The organism is uncultured Psychroserpens sp. (assembly GCF_947492715.1).
Lineage (GTDB): Bacteria > Bacteroidota > Bacteroidia > Flavobacteriales > Flavobacteriaceae > Psychroserpens.
In genome coordinates this window covers 422,588-441,983 of record NZ_CANLNS010000002.1, presented here as the reverse complement: position 1 = coordinate 441,983, position 19,396 = coordinate 422,588, and the positions used below count along the sequence as shown (strand labels likewise).

The following is a 19,396-nucleotide window of genomic DNA, read 5'->3' as shown; positions in this document are numbered from 1 at the left end:
TTTATGTGTCTAATAAATGGCTATATTTATAGACCATTAATTTATTAACCCTATAAAAAATACAACTAAGATGAGTAAAAGAGACGAATTAATTACAAAGTATGCTGCAGACTTAAAAGACAAATGTGGAGTCAATGCAGATATGGATTTACTTACAAAAGTAACTATTGGTTGCGGACCATCAATTTACAATGCTGATGCTGCAACAGTTTCTGGATCTGATGAATCAGAATTAGCAACTGTAAAAAACAATTTCTTAATCAAAAAATTAGGATTAAAAGATGGTGATGATTTAGATAAAGGAATTGCTTCAGTAATGGATACTTACGGAAAATCTAACAGAAATAAATATAGAGCGGTTGTATATTATTTATTAACAAAACACTTCAAAAAAGAATCAGCTTACTAGTCTGATATTTTTTAAAAATAATAAGCGCTGTAATTCACTTAGAATTATGGCGCTTTTTTTAGTTCTCAATACTAATATCTGTATCTTTGGCGCATGATAAAAATTGGAGATTATAATACACTTGAGATTTTACGTGAGACAGATCAAGGTCTATATTTAGCCGACAAAGAAGGAAACGAAGTTTTGTTACCAAATCGTTATGTTCCTGAGTCATTTAAGATATGGGAAGAGATTGAGGTTTTCGTATACCTTGACAATGAAGAACGACCTGTGGCAGTTACAGACGAACCTTATATTGTTCGTGATGATTTTGCCTTACTACGTTGTAATCAAGTTACATCTCATGGAGCCTTTTTAGATTGGGGAATGGTGAAAGAACTCTTTTGCCCTTTCAAAGAACAGGCCTTCAAAATGAAAGCAGGTGGATGGTATTTAGTGTATTGTTATCTAGATGAAGAAACAGATAGACTCGTTGCCTCAAGTAAAACTAACCGTTTTTTAGATAATAAGGAGCTTAGCGTCCAACAGTTTGACGAGGTCGATTTAATCGTGTCTCATCCTTCAGAGTTAGGGATGAACGTTATTGTGAATAACCAACACTTGGGTTTAATATTTTCAGAAGATATTTTTAAAGATATTAGTGTGGGAGACCGTTTAAAAGGTTATGTTAAAAAAGTGCGTCACGATAATAAATTGGACATTGTTTTAGGGAAAATTGGTTATCGTAAGATAGAACCAAATGCAGATGTTGTAATGCAATATTTGGAAGATAGTTCTGATGGTTTTTTAGCTCTAAATGACAAATCTAATCCTGAAGATATTAAGCGCGAATTGCAAATGAGTAAAAAAACGTTCAAAAAAGCAATTGGCACGCTCTATAAACAGCGTTTAATTACTATTGAGTCTGATGGTATACGCTTAGTTGATTGATATAGCAATTTGTTCAATAACTTTTTTATGTACAGCATGTAGACCTTCATATAAGTTGTCAAAACTAATATTTTGTGAAGCACAAAAATTGCTTTCTATTTCCGCATTCATTCGTCCAGCGTAATTGTGACTAACAACACCATATGCAACCAAATTTGGAAATATAGATTTGACCTCTAAGGTTTCCAGCAAAGAAATAGAATAAGAGTTTACCCTATTCGCAATAAGACCAAAAGGCTTAGAATTTCCGAAGTAATGTATAAGATCATGAATGGTTTTTCGTGCTGTATTTAAATCTACATGTACGCCTTCATTAAATTCAACAACAGCTATGTCGTTAAAAAAATGAAGTGTTCCAGCATCCGACTGCTCTTGCTTTACAATCTGTGAAGCAACATTAGAATCTAAAATTGTCATATCCCTTAATATTTGTTTTCTAACTAATTTTTAATGCGTTTTATATAAACGCCTATATTTAGACACCATTTTTTTAAAATCGTCACATTAAAAAAGATGTCAATGATGTGATACATTTTAGGAACAAGTTTTGGATGCTTTTAGCTTGTTATATTATATATAAAAGCAGTATTTTTGTTACAAATATATTTGACTATGGAGACAGCCAAATGGGTTACTGCTAAAACCTATGAAGATATTACTTACCAAAAATGTAATGGCGTTGCTAGAATAGCTTTTAATCGCCCAAATATTAGGAATGCCTTTCGTCCTAAAACAACAAGTGAACTTTACGATGCGTTTTATGATGCCAATGAAGATGTTAATATTGGAGTGGTGTTATTATCTGCTGAAGGACCATCCACTAAAGACGGGATTTGGAGTTTTTGTTCTGGAGGTGACCAAAAGGCGCGTGGGCATCAAGGCTATGTTGGAGAAGACGGTTATCATCGTTTAAATATTTTGGAAGTACAGCGTTTAATTCGTTTTATGCCCAAAGCTGTTATTGCCGTTGTACCAGGATGGGCAGTAGGAGGAGGACATAGTTTACACGTTGTTTGCGATTTAACGTTAGCAAGTAAGGAACATGCAATATTTAAGCAAACAGATGCCGATGTTACTAGTTTTGATGGAGGATATGGTTCAGCGTATTTGGCCAAAATGGTCGGACAAAAGAAAGCACGTGAAATATTCTTTTTAGGAAGAAACTACTCGGCTCAAGAGGCTTACGAGATGGGAATGGTTAATGCCGTAATTCCTCATGATGAGTTAGAAAATACGGCCTATGAATGGGCTCAAGAAATATTAGCAAAATCGCCAACGTCTATTAAAATGCTGAAATTTGCAATGAATTTAACAGATGATGGTATGGTCGGTCAACAGGTATTTGCTGGTGAAGCCACACGTTTGGCTTATATGACAGATGAGGCCAAAGAAGGAAGGGATGCGTTTTTAGAAAAACGAAAACCTAACTTTGATAAAAAATGGATACCATAAACCTAAAACACCAATATGCTAGAAAAAATAAAGCCTTGGTTATCTGCTTTTAGGTTACGAACACTGCCATTGTCGGTATCAGGAATTATCATTGGATCATGTTTTGCGCATTACAATGGTTATTTTAATGGTATGATTATGACGTTCGCAATTCTATTGACCATAAGTCTACAAATACTCTCAAATTTGGCAAATGACTATGGAGATGGCATTAGAGGTACAGATAATGATGATAGAATAGGACCAGAGCGTGCGATTCAAAGTGGTGCCATTTCTCCTGAGGAAATGTTTGATGCCATCAAAATGAATATCCTTGTAGTTATTGTATTAACAGTAGGTTTAATATTTGTGTCTTTTGGAAGCAAATATTTTCTATATGCGTTGTTGTTTTTCGTGTTATCTGGTTTATCCGTCTTTGCTGCAATTAATTACACTGTTGGGAGTTCTCCATATGGTTACAGAGGGTTAGGTGATTTGTTCGTTTTTGTATTCTTCGGAGTACTTAGCGTTGTTGGAAGTTATTTCTTATATACAAAACACATAGACCATCATGTTGTTTTACCTGCTATTGCTTTGGGTTTATTAAGTATGGGAGTTTTGAACCTTAATAATATGAGAGACATTGATACAGATAAGGCTGCAGGAAAAGAAACCTTAGCTGTTAAACTAGGGAAAATGAATGCAAAGAGATATCACATTGTACTAATTGTTTTAGCAATGCTAATTTCGTTTGTATTCTCTATATTATACTATTCACGTATTTATAACTTTTTGTTTTTTATTGCTTACATTCCGTTATCTATTCACCTTATTAAAGTATACAAAGCCGACAATCCCAAGGCATTTGACCCGCAATTAAAGGTGTTAGCATTGACAACATTCTTGTTTTCTCTTCTTTTAGGGATAGGGTATATTTTATAATTTTTTTAACATAAATATTTGGTTTTCAAATAATTAATGATTATATTTATTGTTGAAATTTTGTAGGTCGGCATTTATTTGCTATTATGTTGGCAATAAAATTTGGGGCTTTAAAACTCAGACAATTTCTTCAAATCTGTCTGAGTTTTTTCGTATTTTAGATTCTGTTTTTATAGTCAACCATTTTAAATCAACCGATAATGCAAATTACATTTTATGGTCACGCGAGTTTAGGACTTAAAATCGCCAACATTAATATCCTTGTTGATCCATTTATTTCAGGAAATCCTAAAGCCTCTCATATAAATATTGAAACCCTAGAAGCCGATTATATTTTAATCACACATGCCCATCAAGATCATATTTTGGATGTAGAAGCCATTGCAAAGCGAACAGGAGCTGTAGTCGTTTCTAATTTTGAAATCGCCACATATTTTGATAAGCTGGGATTAGAGAGCCATCCAATGAATCATGGAGGTCAATGGGACTTTGAGTTTGGTAACGTTAAATATGTTAATGCTATTCATACGTCTTCATTTCCTGATGGCAGTTATGGCGGTCAACCTGGAGGCTTTGTCATTCAAGGCGAACATAAAACGATCTATATTGCAGGAGATACAGCATTAACTATGGATATGAAGTTAATTCCTATGTTTACAACATTGGATTTAGCTATTTTACCTATTGGAGATAACTTTACTATGGGAATTGATGAAGCCCTTATTGCAAGTGATTTTGTAGACTGCGATAAGGTGTTAGGATATCATTTTGATACTTTTGGCTATATAGAAATAGATCATGAAGCTGCCAAACGAAAATTTTTCGATAAGAATAAGGATCTAATGTTATTGGATATTGGAGAACGTATAGATTTATAGTAACACATTAAATTTTGAAAGAGCAAGACGCATATATATTAGGAACAGATCAGGAAGAGCTCCATCGATTAGGCTTACAGCATCAGGTATGGGCTTCCGAGGCTCATAAAGGATGGGAATTAGCTGGGTTTACGGCAGGACAAACCATTTTAGATTTAGGCTGCGGACCTGGATTTTGCACTAAAGAATTGGCTTTTGTTGTTGGAAACTCTGGAAAAGTTATTGGTATTGATCGCTCGGAACATTTTGTTAATTTTCTAAAACAAATCAATAATCAATACGGATTGAAGATTGACGCGATTCAAGCAGATTTTAATGATATGGTTTTAGAACCAAATAGCCTAGATGGTATGTATTGTCGCTGGGCAATGGCGTGGATACCCAATGTGAAAGAGGTTTTAAGCAAAGTTAAAACCGCTCTTAAACCTGGTGGTAAAATGGTCTTACATGAATACTATGACTGGCAAACTCATAGTGTTGTACCGCGTAAAGAGGGTATTGAAAAGGCCATTGCTGGTTGTTTGCAAAGTTTTAAGGAACAGGAGGGCGAAATTGATGTTGGTAAAGAACTGCCAAGAATTTTTGAGGATATAGGCATGAAGGTTACCAGCAAGCGACTTATGGCTAAATTAGCCACACCCGATAATCTTAATTGGCATTGGCCAAAATCTTTTTACTATAGTTATTTTCCAAGATTAGCAGAAGCCGGATACTTAACTCAAACAGATGTAGCGCAAGCCTTAAAGGATTTTGAAGCCCTAGAAAAGAACAAAAATGCCACCTTGTTTTGTCCAATCTTAATTGAAGTTATTGCCGAAAAACTATAAATTATTTCACTTTACTGCGTAGCACTAATTTGTGAATGAGACGAGGAGACAAGCGCTTTACATAGACACCAAATTTTTCGAATTTACCAATATAGGCTTCGTATTTTTCTTTACGGATGGCTTTAATCATTTTTTGCACAAAAACGTCAACGTCTAAACCATTTTCGGTCATGTCATCTTGATAGCCTTGTTTACTACCATCTCCTGTTAGTGCATTTCGAGCTACATTAGTATTTACAAAACCAGGACAAATCATGGTTACTTTAATATTATCTTTGTCGTGTTCTAAACGTAGGGCATCAAAAAAACCATGCAAGGCATGTTTAGCGCCACAATAGGCCGAACGATATGCAGAACTAAATTTTCCCATAAGACTCGATACAACAACATAATGACCAGATTGCTGCTCAACAAAGTAGGGTAGTAACGCTTTTGATAAGGCCACAGTACCTAGGTAGTCAATTTCCATGAGTTTTCGATCTACGTCTATTGAAGTTTCTAGTATTGCCGAACGCTGACTAATTCCTCCATTATTTACCAATATATCCACTTTTCCAAATGTAGAAATAGCTTTATGCGCCATAGACGTCATCGCTTCGCTATTCGCAAGGTCTAAAGGAAGAATAGATACATCGTTAGGCTGTTTACATAATGCTTTTACTTTTTCTAATTCTTCAGTTCTTCTAGCCGAAAGAATAAGTTTACAATCATATTTAGATAAGGCAATTGCCAAACTTTTTCCTATTCCACTAGACGCTCCAGTAATCCATATTGTTTTATTGTTAAGTTTCATTTTTGGAATTTTTAGTTAGCCATTCTCTTCTTAAATCTTCAGATATTTGGCCACTGCCATCATGTTTCCATCCTGGTGGTTTAATAAGGTATAGGAGTCGATTTTTTAGTGATTTTCGCCCAGAAAATGTGTCTTTGAACATGTATATCCATTCTACAAAAGCTATTTTTATAGGGTTATATGTATTTATGTTTTTGACCAGGCCATAAACAACTTTTTCATGATCTAATTCGGGTTGAAAAGTTCCAAAGATTTTATCCCAGATAATCAAAATACCTGCGTGGTTTCTGTCTAAATAGATTGGGTTACTACCATGATGTACACGATGATGTGATGGTGTGTTAAAAACAGCTTCAAACCAACGTGGCATTTTTTGTATAGTTTCGGTATGAATCCAAAACTGATACAATAAACTAATGGACATTTGTAATAATATCATACCTGGATGAAATCCCAATAAAGGTAACCACAGCCAAAATACAAAAGAGTAAAATCCGCCAGACCATGTTTGTCGCAATGCTGTGCTCAAATTGTAATGTTGAGACGAATGGTGGACTACGTGCGATGCCCAAAATAAACGGCATTCATGTGAGATACGATGAAACCAATAATAGGCAAGATCATCTGCAAAAAAAATGAGAATAAAACTCCACCATACAATTGGAATTGTAAATAGTCTAAAATGCTCATAAACGAAGAAAAAAGCTAAGAGCACAATGGCTTTACTAAAAAAACCGAGAAAAACATTTCCTAATCCCATAGCTATTGAAGAAAAGGCGTCTTTTGTTTCGTAGGTTTTCATATCTTGCTTTATCGTGACGTAAAGCTCTAATAGCATAGACACTATAAAAAAGGGAATAGCAAATAAAATGATATTGGGAAAATTTGGATCTTGCATCTCTAATAATAGATTTCAGCTAAAGTACAAAATTGTTAAAAATCTGTTATTTACGACTAATGATTTTTACACAAAAAATGTAGATGTTATTTTGCAACAAAATAAACCAACAATGAAACTAAAACTTACTTTTCTTATCATTTTTTGTATTTCAGTGAAAATGATGGCTCAAGTTGCATCTGGTAAAACAGGTGCTTGGTACATGTATTTCTATGACCATCAATTTAAAGAAAGTCAATTTGGAATTCAAGGAGATATACAATATCGAAATTGGAATTTAGGTGGCGACTTAGAGCAACTACTACTGCGTTCTGGACTTACGTATAGACCCAAAGGGGTTAATGCTAAATTTACCTTAGGTTATGCACATATTACGTCAGGAGCTTTTGGAGAAAGTGACAATACGTCAACTGAAAGTAGAATTTATCAAGAAGCATTATTGCCTCATAAACTTGGAAATCGCGTTTATCTTACGCATCGCTTTAGATATGAACAGCGTTTTGTAGAAGATCAAGATTTTAGAACAAGATATCGTTATAATTTATTTTTGAATGTACCTTTTAATAAAAGTGCTTTAGAAAAAGGTGCCATATATGCTGCATTGTATAATGAATTATTCGTTAATGGTCAGCGTGATATTGGAGATAATAGAGAAGTAGAATTCTTTGATCGTAACCGTACTTATTTAGGTGTAGGTTATGTGCTAAAACCAGGAATGAAATTTCAATTGGGTTGGATGAACCAAAAGACAAATAGTGTTGGTAAAGCCCAATTACAGCTAAGTTTCCATCATAATTTCTAAGTCTATTTCTCAATCTTATTGCAGGCATATTTCTTATTTTTGTGGTGAGTACATAAATTATGATAGCAACGTATAAATCATATACACTACATTTTAAAAATGCCAGTGGCACATCTCGAGGAATCTTGAAAACAAAAGATACTTGGTTCATTATTATTGATGATAATGGAAAGAAAGGGATTGGAGAATGTGGTATGTTTAAAGGTTTAAGCTATGATGATAGACCAGATTTCGAATCTAAGCTGCAATGGGTTTGTGATCACATCTCTTTAGGACTTGATAACTTATACAAAGCGCTTAATGAGTTTCCTAGTATCCAGTTTGGATTAGAAATGGCCTTTAAGTCTTTAGATAGTAGTGATGGCTTTAAGTTGTTTCAATCTCCTTTTTCAAGAGGAGAGTCGTCAATTGCTATTAACGGACTTATTTGGATGGGAAATGAAGACTTTATGAGGACTCAGATAAAAGAAAAAATTCAGGCAGGTTTTCGATGTATAAAAATGAAAATTGGGGCTTTAGACTTTCAAACCGAATTGAAGCTTTTGAAATCCATTCGAAAAGAGTTCTCCGTAAATGATATTGAATTACGAGTAGATGCTAATGGAGCGTTTTCTATAGATGAAGCTTTGGAAAAATTAAAGCGATTATCTGATTTAAATTTACATTCTATTGAGCAACCCATTAAACAAGGACAATGGGAAGAAATGTCTAAGTTATGTTTAGAAACACCTTTGCCCATTGCCTTAGATGAAGAACTTATTGGGATACATTCTGACGACATAAAAAAAGAATTACTTCAAGGTATTAATCCGCAATATATCATTTTAAAACCTACTTTGGTTGGAGGGTTCAATGGAAGCGAATCTTGGATTTCTCATGCCAATGAGCATGGCATTGGCTGGTGGATTACGAGTGCTTTAGAAAGTAATATTGGATTGAATGCTATTGCTCAATGGACCTATACACTTCAAAATAGATTACCACAAGGACTTGGTACAGGCGCTTTATTTACAAATAACTTTGATTCGCCATTAGTTGTAAAAAATGGTACATTGCACTACAGAAAACAAACACCTTGGAATTTTAATATTTAACTATGAATTATTTACAGCAAGCATATAAAGGGGAAAATGAACCTTGGAAAGTCATTTTAACTGTTTTGGTTGTTTCAGGACTTTTTATTTTTAATCTCATTTTTTTATTTTTCTTTGCAGACGGTTTTGATGTTATCGAAGAACAAAAAAAGTTGTTAGAATTAGTGCCAAGTAAAAACTTTTGGCTTGCATTTAACTTGCTGCCCTTTGCATTTCTATTATTGTTCCTGTTTTTGTTTGTTAAATTTTTGCATAAGCGCAGCCTGATGTCGCTTACAACAGCACGAGATAAAATTGATTGGAAACGTGTTTTCTTTTCGTTTTCGTTAATTACTGTTATTACCATTGGTTTATTTATGGTGAGCTATTTTTCAGACCCATCTAGTGTAACATTTCAACTAGACCCATTGAAATTCACCATTTTAGTTGTTGTAAGTTTACTCTTGTTTCCGCTTCAAATTGGTTTGGAAGAGTATCTTTTTAGAGGATATCTTATGCAGCAGTTGGCTATTGTCGTAAAAAACAGATGGTTCCCGCTAATTGTGACATCAGTGATGTTTGGTGTCTTGCATAGTGGAAATCCAGAGGTTGACGAAATGGGACCAATTGTTATGATATTTTATATAGGAACTGGTTTATTGTTGGGTATCATGACCTTAATGGATGATGGTTTAGAATTGGCCTTAGGATTTCATTTTGGTAATAACTTAATGGCATCTTTATTGGTAACGTCAGATTGGTCGGCCTTACAAACCGATGCATTATTTAAATCTACTGCCACAGAAGCGAGTACTCACATTTCAGAGATCTTAATTCCTATTTTAATTGTATATCCTATTATTTTATTAATCATGGCCAAAAAGTACAAATGGAAGCATTGGAAAGCGAATTTGTTTGGTCGCGTAGAAGAACCGCCAAAAGAAGATTATAAAATTATAGGAGAGTAAGGCCATAACTAGCGTCAAATGACACCTCTATTTAATAAAATACATTTAAAATTTCGGCTAAACGGTATTAATTATGACCGCGAAGGACTTAAAGAAGTGGCTTATAGTTTAGTTAAGGAAGGTGAATCCTATGAACGAGTAACAGGTAATTTCCTGTTAGATTGGTTGGACGACAAAGACTTCGTCTTAGTTAAAACATCTGGCTCTACAGGAGTGCAAAAAACCATAAAACTCAAAAAGCAAGCCATGGTCAATTCTGCAATTATGACCGGTGATTTCTTTAAACTGAAACCAGGAGATACAGCACTGCATTGCCTGCCTAGTCAATATATAGCAGGTAAAATGATGCTTGTTAGAGCTATGATTCTAGGGCTTGAACTAGACATGGTGGCTCCATCTTCAATGCCTGCTTATCAGCATTTGAAACCTTATGATTTTTGTGCGATGATACCATTACAACTCAAGAAATCTTTAGGTCAATTGATGCAAATAAAGACGTTGATTGTTGGAGGAGCATCGGTTTCAAATAGTTTAAAAGAAGAATTGAAGGGTTTAGATACTAGAGTTTTTGAAACTTATGGGATGACCGAAACAGTTAGCCATATTGCCGTAAGGTGTCTTAATTTTACTTCGGAAAAAGGAGCACATTTTCAAATTTTAAAGGATATCAAAATACATGCCGATAACAGAGGGTGTTTAGTAATTGAAGCAAAGCAACTAACCGATGATATCATAACTACCAATGATGTTGTAGATGTGGTTTCTAAATCGGAGTTTGATATTATAGGACGTTTTGATAATATGATTAATTCTGGTGGTGTAAAACTATTTCCCGAATTAATTGAGGCAAAGCTTAGCGATAATATAAAATCAAGATTTTTTATTACTTCAGAACCTGATAAAGATTTAGGTCAAAAGGTTGTTCTTGTTTTAGAAGGTGATTCTAAAACATTCAATAAAGATGTTTTTGGAGGCTTATCAAAATTTGAAATCCCAAAAAAGGTATATCACACGACTAAATTTATTGAAACTGAAACAGGAAAACTTCAGCGCCAAAAGACGTTTAAGAGTATAATTAAGTAACTATCTTTTTAGTGTGCTTGTAAAGCATAAACGAGGCGATGCATCCTAGTATTGCAAAACCAGCCATAATACCAAAGGCAATTTGATGACCAGTTTCTAAGCCTTTGTAAGCATCTAAAAAATAACCATATAAAAGACCAGCAAAAATATCGGGTGTATAGCCTACTATAGAGATAAACCCAACAGCAGTACCAGTTATTGCCAAAGGAATTTTTGCCTCTTCTAATGTTGCAAAATAAAGAACTCTTGCAGAATAAACACCCAAAGCCATAGTGCCAATTGATAATATAAATAATACTACAGAATTATCACTAATGATTCCCGAGGCAAAAATAAGACTAGTAAAGGCCATCAATATAAAACCGATGACAATCCATAAAGAGGCTCTAGTACGATCGGCTAATAACCCGATAACAACACCAATAACAGGTCTCATATAAAGAAGATAGGTTCCAATTTTTGCTGCTTCAATCTTATTGTAGAGCATTACTTCTTCGGCGTATTGACTAAAAATATCTGTCATTTTGTAGCCATAATATGCACATAAAATGATAATCATGAGAAGCCAAACCGACTTATATTTCATTACTGTTTTGAAATTGTCTAAAGTTAGAAACTTGTCTTTATGTTTATGAACTGGTTCTTCAATTTTGAATCGTAAAAAGAAAAATACGAGAGCAGCAATAACCATAACAGCAAAAGACGTATAGGTAATGACATGCTTAAATGCATCACGACGTTCTTCAATAGATGTGAGTTCTATGTCTTTGGTAATAAATAATGAGAATATTAAAACACCAACAGATCCAAAAATAGCTGCAACTAAACCTCGACCACCATCTAAGAAACCAAAAGCAATACCTTGCTTATTACTACCTCCCCAAATTCTAGTAGCTTTTATCATGGCTGCCCAAAACAAAAATATTGTAGTAAAGCCCCAGAATCCATAAAGTACATGCAGATTAAATAATGTCGGGTAGGTCGCTAAATAAAGACCGCCAACAGCTGTAAGAAATAATGCAACAGACATTAATACATGAGGTCGGAACTTGTCGGCTAAAGGACCACCAAATAGGTAAGAAAAAAGAGCAACTGTTCCATAAATAGAAAAGCAACTTCCCAACTGGACGTTCGTAATAGAGAACGATTCTAAAAACGTGGTTTTAAAAATTCGTTGTAAAACGAAAGGTAAAATAAAAACAGCCTCAGCCGCTAATATGAGTAATATTATGACATAAATGGGTTGTTTGTTCTTTTTCTCTTGAAGTGCCATTATACTTGCAGTACCCCCATATTAAATGGCTTTTCAATAGGAGCGTGGTCGGCCGCTTCTATTCCCATACTTATCCAAGTTCTAGTGTCTAAAGGATTAATTACGGCATCCGTCCAAATTCGAGCCGCTGCATAATAAGGAGATACTTGATCGTCGTATCTATTTTTAATCTTATCAAATAGTTCTTTTTCTTTTTCAGGAGTTATTTTTTCGCCTTGCTTTTCAAGCGATGCCTTTTCAATTTGCAATAATACTTTAGCTGCACTATTACCACTCATTACTGCTAATTCGGCACTTGGCCAGGCCACAATTAGTCTAGGGTCGTAGGCCTTTCCACACATGGCATAATTTCCTGCTCCATAGCTATTCCCTATAACAATAGTGAATTTTGGTACCACCGAATTACTTACGGCATTTACCATTTTAGCGCCATCTTTAATAATGCCTCCATGTTCAGATTTACTTCCTACCATAAATCCTGTTACGTCTTGTAAAAAGACCAAAGGTATTTTCTTCTGATTGCAGTTAGCAATAAAACGCGTGGCCTTATCTGCACTGTCATTGTAGATAACACCACCAAATTGCATTTCCCCCTTTTTTGTTTTTACAAGTTTACGCTGGTTGGCAACAATACCAACTGCCCATCCGTCAATTCTGGCATAAGCTGTAATAATAGTTTGACCATAGCCTTTCTTGTATTCATCAAATTCAGAATTATCAACAAGACGAGATATAATTTCTCTCATATCGTATTGATCTGCTCGTGAGCGTGGTAATATTCCGAAAACATCATCAGGATTAGCGTTTGGTTTTTTTGAAGCTACACGATTAAAACCAGCTTTATCGTAATCTCCAATTTTATCCATTAAACGTTGTATGGTACTTAGTGCGTCTTTGTCGTCTTTGGCTTTATAATCGGTAACACCAGAAATTTCACAATGAGTTGTGGCTCCTCCTAAAGTCTCATTATCAATAGATTCTCCAATAGCTGCCTTAACCAAATAACTTCCAGCTAGGAAAATACTACCTGTCTTGTCAACAATTAAGGCTTCATCACTCATTATAGGTAAGTAGGCTCCACCAGCAACACAACTTCCCATTACGGCGGCTATTTGTGTAATACCCATACTGCTCATTACAGCATTGTTTCTAAAAATGCGGCCAAAATGCTCTTTATCAGGAAAAATCTCATCTTGCATAGGTAAAAACACACCTGCCGAATCTACCAAATAAATAATGGGTAATCTGTTTTCAATAGCAATTTCCTGAGCTCTTAAGTTCTTTTTACCAGTGATAGGAAACCATGCACCAGCTTTCACGGTGGCGTCATTAGCAACAACAATACATTGTTTGCCTTTTACATATCCTATTTTTACTACAACACCACCTGAAGGGCAACCACCATGTTCTTTATACATTCCTTCTCCAGCAAAGGCGCCAACTTCTATAGATGGTTTTTTTGAATCCAACAAGAAGTCTATACGCTCTCGGGCAGTCATTTTACCTTTGGCATGATGTTTAGTAATGCGCTTCTCTCCACCACCAAGTTTAACTTTGGCTAAGCGTTTTTTTAATTCTGATAGGAGTAATTTATTATGATCTTCGTTTTTATTGAAGTTTAAATCCATAGTGTGTTTTTATTTCCTACGAATTTACAAAACCCATAACGGATTAGAAAGTGAATAATTTGTTAAAATATATTACACGGAAATAGTTTCCTAGGTATATATTAAATATTTTTTGTATATTTGTACCAACAAAAACCAATTTAAGATGAAAAGAGATAGAATTATTTATTATGTTGCTACCGGATTACTAACGTTATTGATGTTGTTTTCAGTAAGTATGTATTTTTTTAAGCACGATGATGTGGCAGAAATGTTTACAAGTTTTGGATATCCAACCTATATTATATATCCTTATGCTGTAGCAAAACTTTTAGGGCTATTCGCATTATGGAACCCTAATTTTAAAATCATTAAAGAGTGGGCATATGCAGGGTTCTTTTTTGCCTTTGTCCTTGCTTTTTTTGCGCATTATATGATTGGTGACGGCGAGCAAACAGGAGCATTGGTAGCACTTATATTACTAAGTGTATCGTACATTTTTAACAAGAGAATTAACAAACAATAATTATGAAGAAAATAATTGCCTTTGCAGGAAGTAATAGTAAAAACTCGATTAATAAACAATTATCTATTTATGCAGCCTCACTTGTGGAGAATGGTGATGTTACAGTTTTAGATTTAAATGATTTTGAATTACCTATCTACAGTATTGATTTTGAAATAGAACACGGTATTCCAGATAATGCTCGTAATTTTTTAGAGCATATTAAATCTTCAGACGGCATCGTTTTGTCACTGGCAGAACACAATGGAGCCTATGCTACTGTTTTTAAAAATATTTTTGATTGGATGTCAAGAATTGATAATAAACTATGGAGTGATAAACCCATGTTGTTAATGGCAACATCTCCAGGCGGAAGAGGTGGAGCAACTGTATTAGAAATAGCGAAAGGACGCTTCCCATATATGGGAGGTAATATTGTTGGAGTTTTTTCATTACCTTCTTTTGGAGCTAATTTTGAAGGAGGAAAAATGTCTAATGAAGAATTAAATCAACAGTTAATTGAAGAGGTAAAACAATTTGAAAATAGTCTATAATCATGGAGATTAAACATGAAGATTATGGTAACAAAGGTCGTTTCTATTATGAATTGAACGGCAAAGAAAAAGGGCTTATGACCTATAGTCATGCTGGCGCCGACAAAATAATTATTGATCATACGGAAGTAGATCCGTCTTTAAAAGGTCAAGGTATAGGTTATATGTTGGTAGAAGCATCTGTAGATTATGCACGAGCTAATAGTATTAAGATTTTACCTTTATGTCCTTTTGCCGCTGCAGTATTCAAAAAGAGAACTAAATATAATGATGTGTTATTCTAAAATTTAAACTATGGGAGATATTTCTAAAGATATTAATTCGACATTTCCAAACGATAAAGTCAAGGCACTATTAAATATTATTTATACAGCTAACTGGATAAATAGTCATCAAAATGCTTTCTTTAAACCTTACGGAATATCACCGCAGCAATTTAATATTTTAAGGATTTTAAGAGGAGCAGGTAAAGCTATAAAAGTGCAAACCATTAAAGAACGAATGTTAGAGCGTGCACCTAATGCAACACGATTAATGGATAAATTATGCGATAAGTCATTGATAAGACGTTTGCCATGCCCAGGAGATAGGCGAGTTGTACATATTGAAATTACTCAAAACGGACGCAATTTGTTAGACCTTATCTCTAAAGAGTTTAAAGAAGATTTATTAGAAAATTTAACTGAAAAAGAAGCAAGTACTCTTAGTGACTTGCTCGACAAAATACGTTGACCGTATTTTTTTAACCAAATAGTTTCCATGGAAACTATTGCAATTAAAGATTATTAAAATGAAACTAAATACTATAAAAAGAGCAGGGAAGAGCCATTTTGTAAATATGGGACCAATTCGCTTAAGACAGCCTTTTCCAACACAAGCCATAGAAATGATTGATCCATTTATATTATTACATCATTATGGACCTTATGAGATATCCGAAACTAATAACCCGTTCGATTTGGGACCACATCCTCATCGAGGATTTGAACCCGTAACATTTTTGGTGCAGGGTGAGCAATTACATCGCGATTCTTTAGGTAATGAAAGTGTGGTAAAAGCAGGAGATGTGCAATGGACAACCGCTGGTAGGGGTATTATTCATGCCGAAGGCCCAACAAAGAACCTTGTCAAAAAGGGAGGAACTATTGAAGGTATTCAATTATGGTTAAATCTTCCTGCCGAAAAAAAAATGATGTCGTCCAATTATCAGCATGCAAGACATGAGGATTTTAACGTGATTTTTTCCGAAGATAGAAATGTTGAAACACGAGTTATAGCCGGAGCGTTAAATAATAGCTATGGCAAAATAGCCACTCAAACTCCCGTAAATGCCTTTATGATTGATGCGAAAGCGGGAGGAGAAGAGTTTATAAGTTATTCAGATACGCACCAAGGGCTATTGTACTTACTCAATGGTAAGGTAAATGTTAACAATGTGGAGCATATTGAACTAGATAAAAATCAACTAATGGAGTTCAATCAAGACGGAGAAGGGTTCTCTATAAAGGCTGAAAAGGATAGCAAGTTGTTATTCTTGTCTGGAGCACCTATTAAGGAACCAGTTGCAACATACGGACCTTATGTAATGAACTCACAAACTGAATTATTGGAAGCAATGCGCGATTATCAAATGGGTAAAATGGGCTTTCTTCCAGCACATTAAATTGAGATAGAAATATTATGAAAACTATAGTACACAAAGCAGAAACAAGAGGATATGCGAATCATGGATGGTTAACATCTTATCATAGCTTTAGTTTTGCAAATTATCAAAATCCAGAGCGAATGAATTTTGGAGCATTACGTGTCTTAAATGATGATATTGTTCAACCTAAAATGGGGTTTGGGACACATCCTCATCAAAATATGGAAATAATTTCAATTCCTTTAAAAGGCGCCTTGTCGCATAAAGATAGCATGGGAAATGTAAGGGCTATTGAAGTAGGTGAAGTGCAAGTAATGAGTGCAGGTACAGGATTGACGCATTCTGAGTTTAACGCGAGCTCAACTGATGAAACTAACTTTCTTCAGTTGTGGATCATTCCAAAAGAATCGAATGTAGCGCCTAATTATGAGCAACGACAGTTTACTGTCGAGGAGAATAAACTTCAAACGCTTGTAGCACCAATAGGCAAACTAGATGGGCTTGCTTTACCAATTAATCAAGAAGCCTATATTTATCGTGCTCGCTTGGATGAGTCTAGTCGGGTAGACTTGAAGGTTAAATCTATTCAAAATGGATTCTATATTTTTGTTGTTGAAGGAGAAGTTTCTGTAGCTAATGATAAGCTAGGGAGTAGAGATGCAATTGGTGTTTTTGACGCCGAAAATATTGAAATTAAAGCAACTAAGAATTCAGAATTGATTATTGTTGAAGTCCCTATGCATTGATAAAACATAATCTATTAATAGAGAAAAAGCATTCTAATTTAGAATGCTTTTTTTTAGTTTAAAATCACGATATTTGTGGTTAGACTAACTATCTAAAATTAAGAAATATGGCTATGAATAAAAATACTGTGTTAGCATGGGCTACCACAATAATGATAATAGTAGGACTTGGATTAATAGCACTTGGAGCCTTTCGCTATGACGAAGTAGCAGGTTGGGGTTTTGCTGCTGTTGGTATAGGTTTTTTTGCTATTGCCTGGGTGTTTAATGCTTTAAAAGGGAGAGTATAATGAGTGACGATAAAAAAATAATTTTCTCAATGTCTGGTGTAACAAAGACGTTTCAGTCTGCTAATACACCTGTTCTTAAAAATATATATCTCAGTTTTTTTTATGGAGCTAAAATTGGAATATTAGGTCTCAATGGTTCTGGTAAATCAACCCTTCTTAAAATAATTGCGGGTGTTGATAAAAACTATCAAGGAGATGTCGTGTTTTCTCAAGATTACTCTGTAGGATACTTAGAACAAGAGCCTAAGCTCGATGACGATAAAACAGTTATGGAAGTAGTAAGAGAAGGTGCCGCCGAGACTGTTGCTATTTTGGACGAGTATAACAAAATTAATGACCAATTTGGCTTGGAAGAAGTTTATAGTAACCCTGATAAAATGGAGAAGCTAATGAACCGTCAAGCTGAACTTCAAGATCAAATAGACGCTTCAAATGCATGGGAATTAGATACTAAATTGGAAATCGCAATGGACGCTTTACGTACACCTGATGGCGATAAGAAAATTGGTGTTTTATCTGGTGGAGAACGTCGTCGTGTGGCTTTATGTCGTTTGTTATTGAAAGAGCCAGACGTGTTGTTATTGGATGAGCCTACCAACCACTTGGATGCCGAATCTGTACATTGGTTAGAGCATCACTTAGCTCAATATAAAGGAACGGTTATAGCAGTAACTCACGATAGATATTTCTTGGATAATGTTGCTGGATGGATTTTAGAACTCGATAGAGGTGAAGGTATTCCATGGAAAGGAAATTATTCATCTTGGTTAGACCAAAAATCGAAGCGAATGGCGCAAGAAAGTAAAACCGCATCTAAACGTCAAAAAACGCTAGAGCGTGAGCTAGAATGGGTACGTCAAGGAGCTAAGGGTCGTCAAACTAAGCAAAAAGCTCGTTTAAAGAATTATGATAAACTCATGAGCCAGGATCAAAAGCAATTGGATGAAAAATTAGAAATTTACATTCCAAATGGACCACGATTAGGTACAAATGTTATTGAAGCTAAAGGTGTGAGTAAAGGATATGATGATAAGCTATTGTATGAAGATTTAAATTTCAATTTACCTCAAGCAGGAATTGTTGGAGTTATTGGACCCAATGGTGCTGGTAAGACTACCATTTTTAGAATGATAATGGGAGAAGAAACACCAGATAAAGGAGAATTTGTTGTTGGTGACACTGCTAAAATTGCTTATGTAGATCAAGCGCATTCTAATATTGATCCCAATAAATCAATCTGGCAGAACTTTAGTGATGAGCAGGAACTAGTTATGATGGGAGGAAAACAGGTAAACTCTAGGGCTTATCTCAGCCGTTTTAATTTTTCGGGTAGTGAGCAAAATAAAAAAGTAGATTTGTTATCTGGAGGAGAACGAAACCGATTGCATTTAGCAATGACACTTAAAGAGGAAGGCAATGTTTTACTTTTAGATGAGCCTACCAACGATCTAGATGTTAATACGTTGAGAGCTTTAGAAGAGGGTTTAGAAAACTTTGCAGGATGTGCTGTTGTTATTTCTCACGACAGATGGTTTTTAGATCGTATTTGCACGCATATTTTAGCTTTTGAAGGAGATAGCCAAGTTTACTTCTTTGAAGGTAGTTTTTCAGATTATGAAGAAAATAAGAAGAAACGCTTAGGCGGTGATTTAATGCCTAAACGAATTAAATATAAAAAGTTGGTGAGATAATTGTCTTTTCCAATAAAGAATAAAAAAAAGCCAGCAATCGCTGGCTTTTTT

General features: G+C 34.8%; 23 protein-coding genes. 18 read left to right on the top strand and 5 right to left on the bottom strand.

Features of this window, described 5'->3' with window-relative positions; genetic code table 11:
- Positions 1–70: 70 nt before the first annotated feature.
- Together Q0787_RS08895 and Q0787_RS08890 are read left to right on the top strand one after the other, a co-directional pair.
- Positions 71–409 (top strand): DUF2853 family protein, encoded by a 339-nt coding sequence (locus tag Q0787_RS08895; RefSeq protein ID WP_298902115.1) that lies wholly within the window; start codon positions 71–73, stop codon positions 407–409.
- 93 nt (positions 410–502) lie between these two features.
- Entirely contained in the window at positions 503–1,339 is an 837-nt protein-coding gene (locus tag Q0787_RS08890) for a S1-like domain-containing RNA-binding protein (RefSeq protein ID WP_298902114.1), read from the top strand.
- Here Q0787_RS08890 and Q0787_RS08885 read toward each other — a convergent pair.
- Complete coding sequence (locus tag Q0787_RS08885) at positions 1,328–1,756, bottom strand: hypothetical protein (protein WP_298902113.1); 429 nt, start codon at positions 1,754–1,756, stop codon at positions 1,328–1,330. The two genes, Q0787_RS08890 and Q0787_RS08885, sit on opposite strands and share 12 nt — an antisense overlap.
- Before the next feature lie 195 nt (positions 1,757–1,951).
- Between Q0787_RS08885 and Q0787_RS08880 the strand changes: the two genes are divergently transcribed.
- The 4 genes from Q0787_RS08880 to Q0787_RS08865 all read left to right on the top strand — a co-directional run bounded on the left by Q0787_RS08880 (position 1,952) and on the right by Q0787_RS08865 (position 5,417).
- On the top strand, positions 1,952–2,791 hold the full coding sequence (locus Q0787_RS08880; protein WP_298902111.1) for a 1,4-dihydroxy-2-naphthoyl-CoA synthase: 840 nt from the start codon (positions 1,952–1,954) through the stop codon (positions 2,789–2,791).
- Between the two features lie 15 nt (positions 2,792–2,806).
- Entirely contained in the window at positions 2,807–3,712 is a 906-nt protein-coding gene (gene menA, locus Q0787_RS08875; protein WP_298902110.1) for a 1,4-dihydroxy-2-naphthoate octaprenyltransferase, read from the top strand.
- A 200-nt stretch (positions 3,713–3,912) separates the two neighbouring features.
- The gene (locus tag Q0787_RS08870) at positions 3,913–4,590 is read left to right on the top strand and encodes a metal-dependent hydrolase (RefSeq protein ID WP_298902108.1); all 678 of its coding nucleotides are present in this window, start codon (positions 3,913–3,915) and stop codon (positions 4,588–4,590) included.
- 14 nt (positions 4,591–4,604) lie between these two features.
- The gene (locus Q0787_RS08865) at positions 4,605–5,417 is read left to right on the top strand and encodes a class I SAM-dependent methyltransferase (RefSeq protein WP_298902106.1); all 813 of its coding nucleotides are present in this window, start codon (positions 4,605–4,607) and stop codon (positions 5,415–5,417) included.
- Position 5,418: 1 nt separating this feature from the next.
- On the opposite strand, the gene Q0787_RS08860 is transcribed toward Q0787_RS08865, so the two are convergent.
- Together Q0787_RS08860 and Q0787_RS08855 are read right to left on the bottom strand one after the other, a co-directional pair.
- Complete coding sequence (locus tag Q0787_RS08860; RefSeq protein ID WP_298902105.1) at positions 5,419–6,210, bottom strand: SDR family oxidoreductase; 792 nt, start codon at positions 6,208–6,210, stop codon at positions 5,419–5,421.
- Positions 6,200–7,012, bottom strand: coding sequence for a sterol desaturase family protein (locus Q0787_RS08855; RefSeq protein ID WP_298902103.1), 813 nt, complete (start codon positions 7,010–7,012; stop codon positions 6,200–6,202). The genes Q0787_RS08860 and Q0787_RS08855 overlap by 11 nt, the downstream gene beginning before the upstream one ends.
- A gap of 208 nt (positions 7,013–7,220) precedes the next feature.
- On the opposite strand from Q0787_RS08855, the gene Q0787_RS08850 reads away from it, so the two are divergent.
- Genes Q0787_RS08850 through Q0787_RS08835 form a run of 4 tightly spaced genes read left to right on the top strand, consistent with a single transcriptional unit; the run spans position 7,221 to position 11,034 of the window.
- A complete protein-coding gene (locus Q0787_RS08850; RefSeq protein WP_298902102.1) occupies positions 7,221–7,910 on the top strand; it encodes a DUF2490 domain-containing protein in 690 nt (229 codons plus the stop codon).
- Between the two features lie 59 nt (positions 7,911–7,969).
- Positions 7,970–9,004, top strand: coding sequence for an o-succinylbenzoate synthase (locus Q0787_RS08845; protein ID WP_298902099.1), 1,035 nt, complete (start codon positions 7,970–7,972; stop codon positions 9,002–9,004).
- Between the two features lie 2 nt (positions 9,005–9,006).
- Positions 9,007–9,951: a CPBP family intramembrane glutamic endopeptidase gene (locus tag Q0787_RS08840; RefSeq protein WP_298902097.1), complete on the top strand. Its 945-nt coding sequence runs from the start codon at positions 9,007–9,009 to the stop codon at positions 9,949–9,951.
- Between the two features lie 18 nt (positions 9,952–9,969).
- Entirely contained in the window at positions 9,970–11,034 is a 1,065-nt protein-coding gene (locus tag Q0787_RS08835; protein WP_298902096.1) for an AMP-binding protein, read from the top strand.
- On the opposite strand, the gene Q0787_RS08830 is transcribed toward Q0787_RS08835, so the two are convergent.
- Both Q0787_RS08830 and Q0787_RS08825 read right to left on the bottom strand, forming a co-directional pair.
- Positions 11,027–12,307, bottom strand: coding sequence for a nitrate/nitrite transporter (locus tag Q0787_RS08830; RefSeq protein ID WP_298902094.1), 1,281 nt, complete (start codon positions 12,305–12,307; stop codon positions 11,027–11,029). The two genes, Q0787_RS08835 and Q0787_RS08830, sit on opposite strands and share 8 nt — an antisense overlap.
- Positions 12,307–13,935 carry an acyl-CoA carboxylase subunit beta gene (locus Q0787_RS08825; protein WP_298902092.1) on the bottom strand — a complete coding sequence of 543 codons (1,629 nt, stop codon included), beginning with the start codon at positions 13,933–13,935 and terminating at the stop codon, positions 12,307–12,309. The genes Q0787_RS08830 and Q0787_RS08825 overlap by 1 nt, the downstream gene beginning before the upstream one ends.
- Positions 13,936–14,080: 145 nt before the next feature.
- Here Q0787_RS08825 and Q0787_RS08820 point away from each other — a divergent pair, with 145 nt between their 5' ends.
- The 8 genes from Q0787_RS08820 to ettA all read left to right on the top strand — a co-directional run bounded on the left by Q0787_RS08820 (position 14,081) and on the right by ettA (position 19,345).
- Positions 14,081–14,440 (top strand): DoxX family protein, encoded by a 360-nt coding sequence (locus Q0787_RS08820; protein WP_298902091.1) that lies wholly within the window; start codon positions 14,081–14,083, stop codon positions 14,438–14,440.
- A gap of 2 nt (positions 14,441–14,442) precedes the next feature.
- Positions 14,443–14,973 (top strand): NADPH-dependent FMN reductase, encoded by a 531-nt coding sequence (locus Q0787_RS08815; RefSeq protein ID WP_298902089.1) that lies wholly within the window; start codon positions 14,443–14,445, stop codon positions 14,971–14,973.
- A 2-nt stretch (positions 14,974–14,975) separates the two neighbouring features.
- Positions 14,976–15,257, top strand: a complete 282-nt coding sequence (locus Q0787_RS08810) for a GNAT family N-acetyltransferase (protein WP_298902087.1) — start codon at positions 14,976–14,978, stop codon at positions 15,255–15,257.
- A 10-nt stretch (positions 15,258–15,267) separates the two neighbouring features.
- Positions 15,268–15,705, top strand: a complete 438-nt coding sequence (locus tag Q0787_RS08805; RefSeq protein ID WP_298902085.1) for a MarR family winged helix-turn-helix transcriptional regulator — start codon at positions 15,268–15,270, stop codon at positions 15,703–15,705.
- A gap of 58 nt (positions 15,706–15,763) precedes the next feature.
- Positions 15,764–16,636, top strand: coding sequence for a pirin family protein (locus Q0787_RS08800; protein ID WP_298902084.1), 873 nt, complete (start codon positions 15,764–15,766; stop codon positions 16,634–16,636).
- Between the two features lie 17 nt (positions 16,637–16,653).
- On the top strand, positions 16,654–17,364 hold the full coding sequence (locus Q0787_RS08795; RefSeq protein ID WP_298902082.1) for a pirin family protein: 711 nt from the start codon (positions 16,654–16,656) through the stop codon (positions 17,362–17,364).
- A 107-nt stretch (positions 17,365–17,471) separates the two neighbouring features.
- Positions 17,472–17,654 carry a CAL67264 family membrane protein gene (locus tag Q0787_RS08790; RefSeq protein ID WP_243472163.1) on the top strand — a complete coding sequence of 61 codons (183 nt, stop codon included), beginning with the start codon at positions 17,472–17,474 and terminating at the stop codon, positions 17,652–17,654.
- Positions 17,654–19,345, top strand: a complete 1,692-nt coding sequence (ettA, locus tag Q0787_RS08785; protein ID WP_298902080.1) for an energy-dependent translational throttle protein EttA — start codon at positions 17,654–17,656, stop codon at positions 19,343–19,345. The genes Q0787_RS08790 and ettA overlap by 1 nt, the downstream gene beginning before the upstream one ends.
- The last annotated feature ends 51 nt before the right edge of the window (positions 19,346–19,396 follow it).

Bases quoted from the DNA above. Each gene is read 5' to 3' on its own strand.
- Q0787_RS08895 (WP_298902115.1), top strand. From the start codon at position 71: ATGAGTAAAAGAGACGAATTAATTACAAAGTATGCTGCAGACTTAAAA.
- Q0787_RS08890 (WP_298902114.1), top strand. From the start codon at position 503: ATGATAAAAATTGGAGATTATAATACACTTGAGATTTTACGTGAGACA.
- Q0787_RS08885 (WP_298902113.1), bottom strand. From the start codon at position 1,756: ATGACAATTTTAGATTCTAATGTTGCTTCACAGATTGTAAAGCAAGAG.
- Q0787_RS08880 (WP_298902111.1), top strand. From the start codon at position 1,952: ATGGAGACAGCCAAATGGGTTACTGCTAAAACCTATGAAGATATTACT.
- menA (WP_298902110.1), top strand. From the start codon at position 2,807: ATGCTAGAAAAAATAAAGCCTTGGTTATCTGCTTTTAGGTTACGAACA.
- Q0787_RS08870 (WP_298902108.1), top strand. From the start codon at position 3,913: ATGCAAATTACATTTTATGGTCACGCGAGTTTAGGACTTAAAATCGCC.
- Q0787_RS08860 (WP_298902105.1), bottom strand. From the start codon at position 6,210: ATGAAACTTAACAATAAAACAATATGGATTACTGGAGCGTCTAGTGGA.
- Q0787_RS08855 (WP_298902103.1), bottom strand. From the start codon at position 7,012: ATGAAAACCTACGAAACAAAAGACGCCTTTTCTTCAATAGCTATGGGA.
- Q0787_RS08850 (WP_298902102.1), top strand. From the start codon at position 7,221: ATGAAACTAAAACTTACTTTTCTTATCATTTTTTGTATTTCAGTGAAA.
- Q0787_RS08845 (WP_298902099.1), top strand. From the start codon at position 7,970: ATGATAGCAACGTATAAATCATATACACTACATTTTAAAAATGCCAGT.
- Q0787_RS08840 (WP_298902097.1), top strand. From the start codon at position 9,007: ATGAATTATTTACAGCAAGCATATAAAGGGGAAAATGAACCTTGGAAA.
- Q0787_RS08835 (WP_298902096.1), top strand. From the start codon at position 9,970: ATGACACCTCTATTTAATAAAATACATTTAAAATTTCGGCTAAACGGT.
- Q0787_RS08830 (WP_298902094.1), bottom strand. From the start codon at position 12,307: ATGGCACTTCAAGAGAAAAAGAACAAACAACCCATTTATGTCATAATA.
- Q0787_RS08825 (WP_298902092.1), bottom strand. From the start codon at position 13,935: ATGGATTTAAACTTCAATAAAAACGAAGATCATAATAAATTACTCCTA.
- Q0787_RS08820 (WP_298902091.1), top strand. From the start codon at position 14,081: ATGAAAAGAGATAGAATTATTTATTATGTTGCTACCGGATTACTAACG.
- Q0787_RS08815 (WP_298902089.1), top strand. From the start codon at position 14,443: ATGAAGAAAATAATTGCCTTTGCAGGAAGTAATAGTAAAAACTCGATT.
- Q0787_RS08810 (WP_298902087.1), top strand. From the start codon at position 14,976: ATGGAGATTAAACATGAAGATTATGGTAACAAAGGTCGTTTCTATTAT.
- Q0787_RS08805 (WP_298902085.1), top strand. From the start codon at position 15,268: ATGGGAGATATTTCTAAAGATATTAATTCGACATTTCCAAACGATAAA.
- Q0787_RS08800 (WP_298902084.1), top strand. From the start codon at position 15,764: ATGAAACTAAATACTATAAAAAGAGCAGGGAAGAGCCATTTTGTAAAT.
- Q0787_RS08795 (WP_298902082.1), top strand. From the start codon at position 16,654: ATGAAAACTATAGTACACAAAGCAGAAACAAGAGGATATGCGAATCAT.
- Q0787_RS08790 (WP_243472163.1), top strand. From the start codon at position 17,472: ATGGCTATGAATAAAAATACTGTGTTAGCATGGGCTACCACAATAATG.
- ettA (WP_298902080.1), top strand. From the start codon at position 17,654: ATGAGTGACGATAAAAAAATAATTTTCTCAATGTCTGGTGTAACAAAG.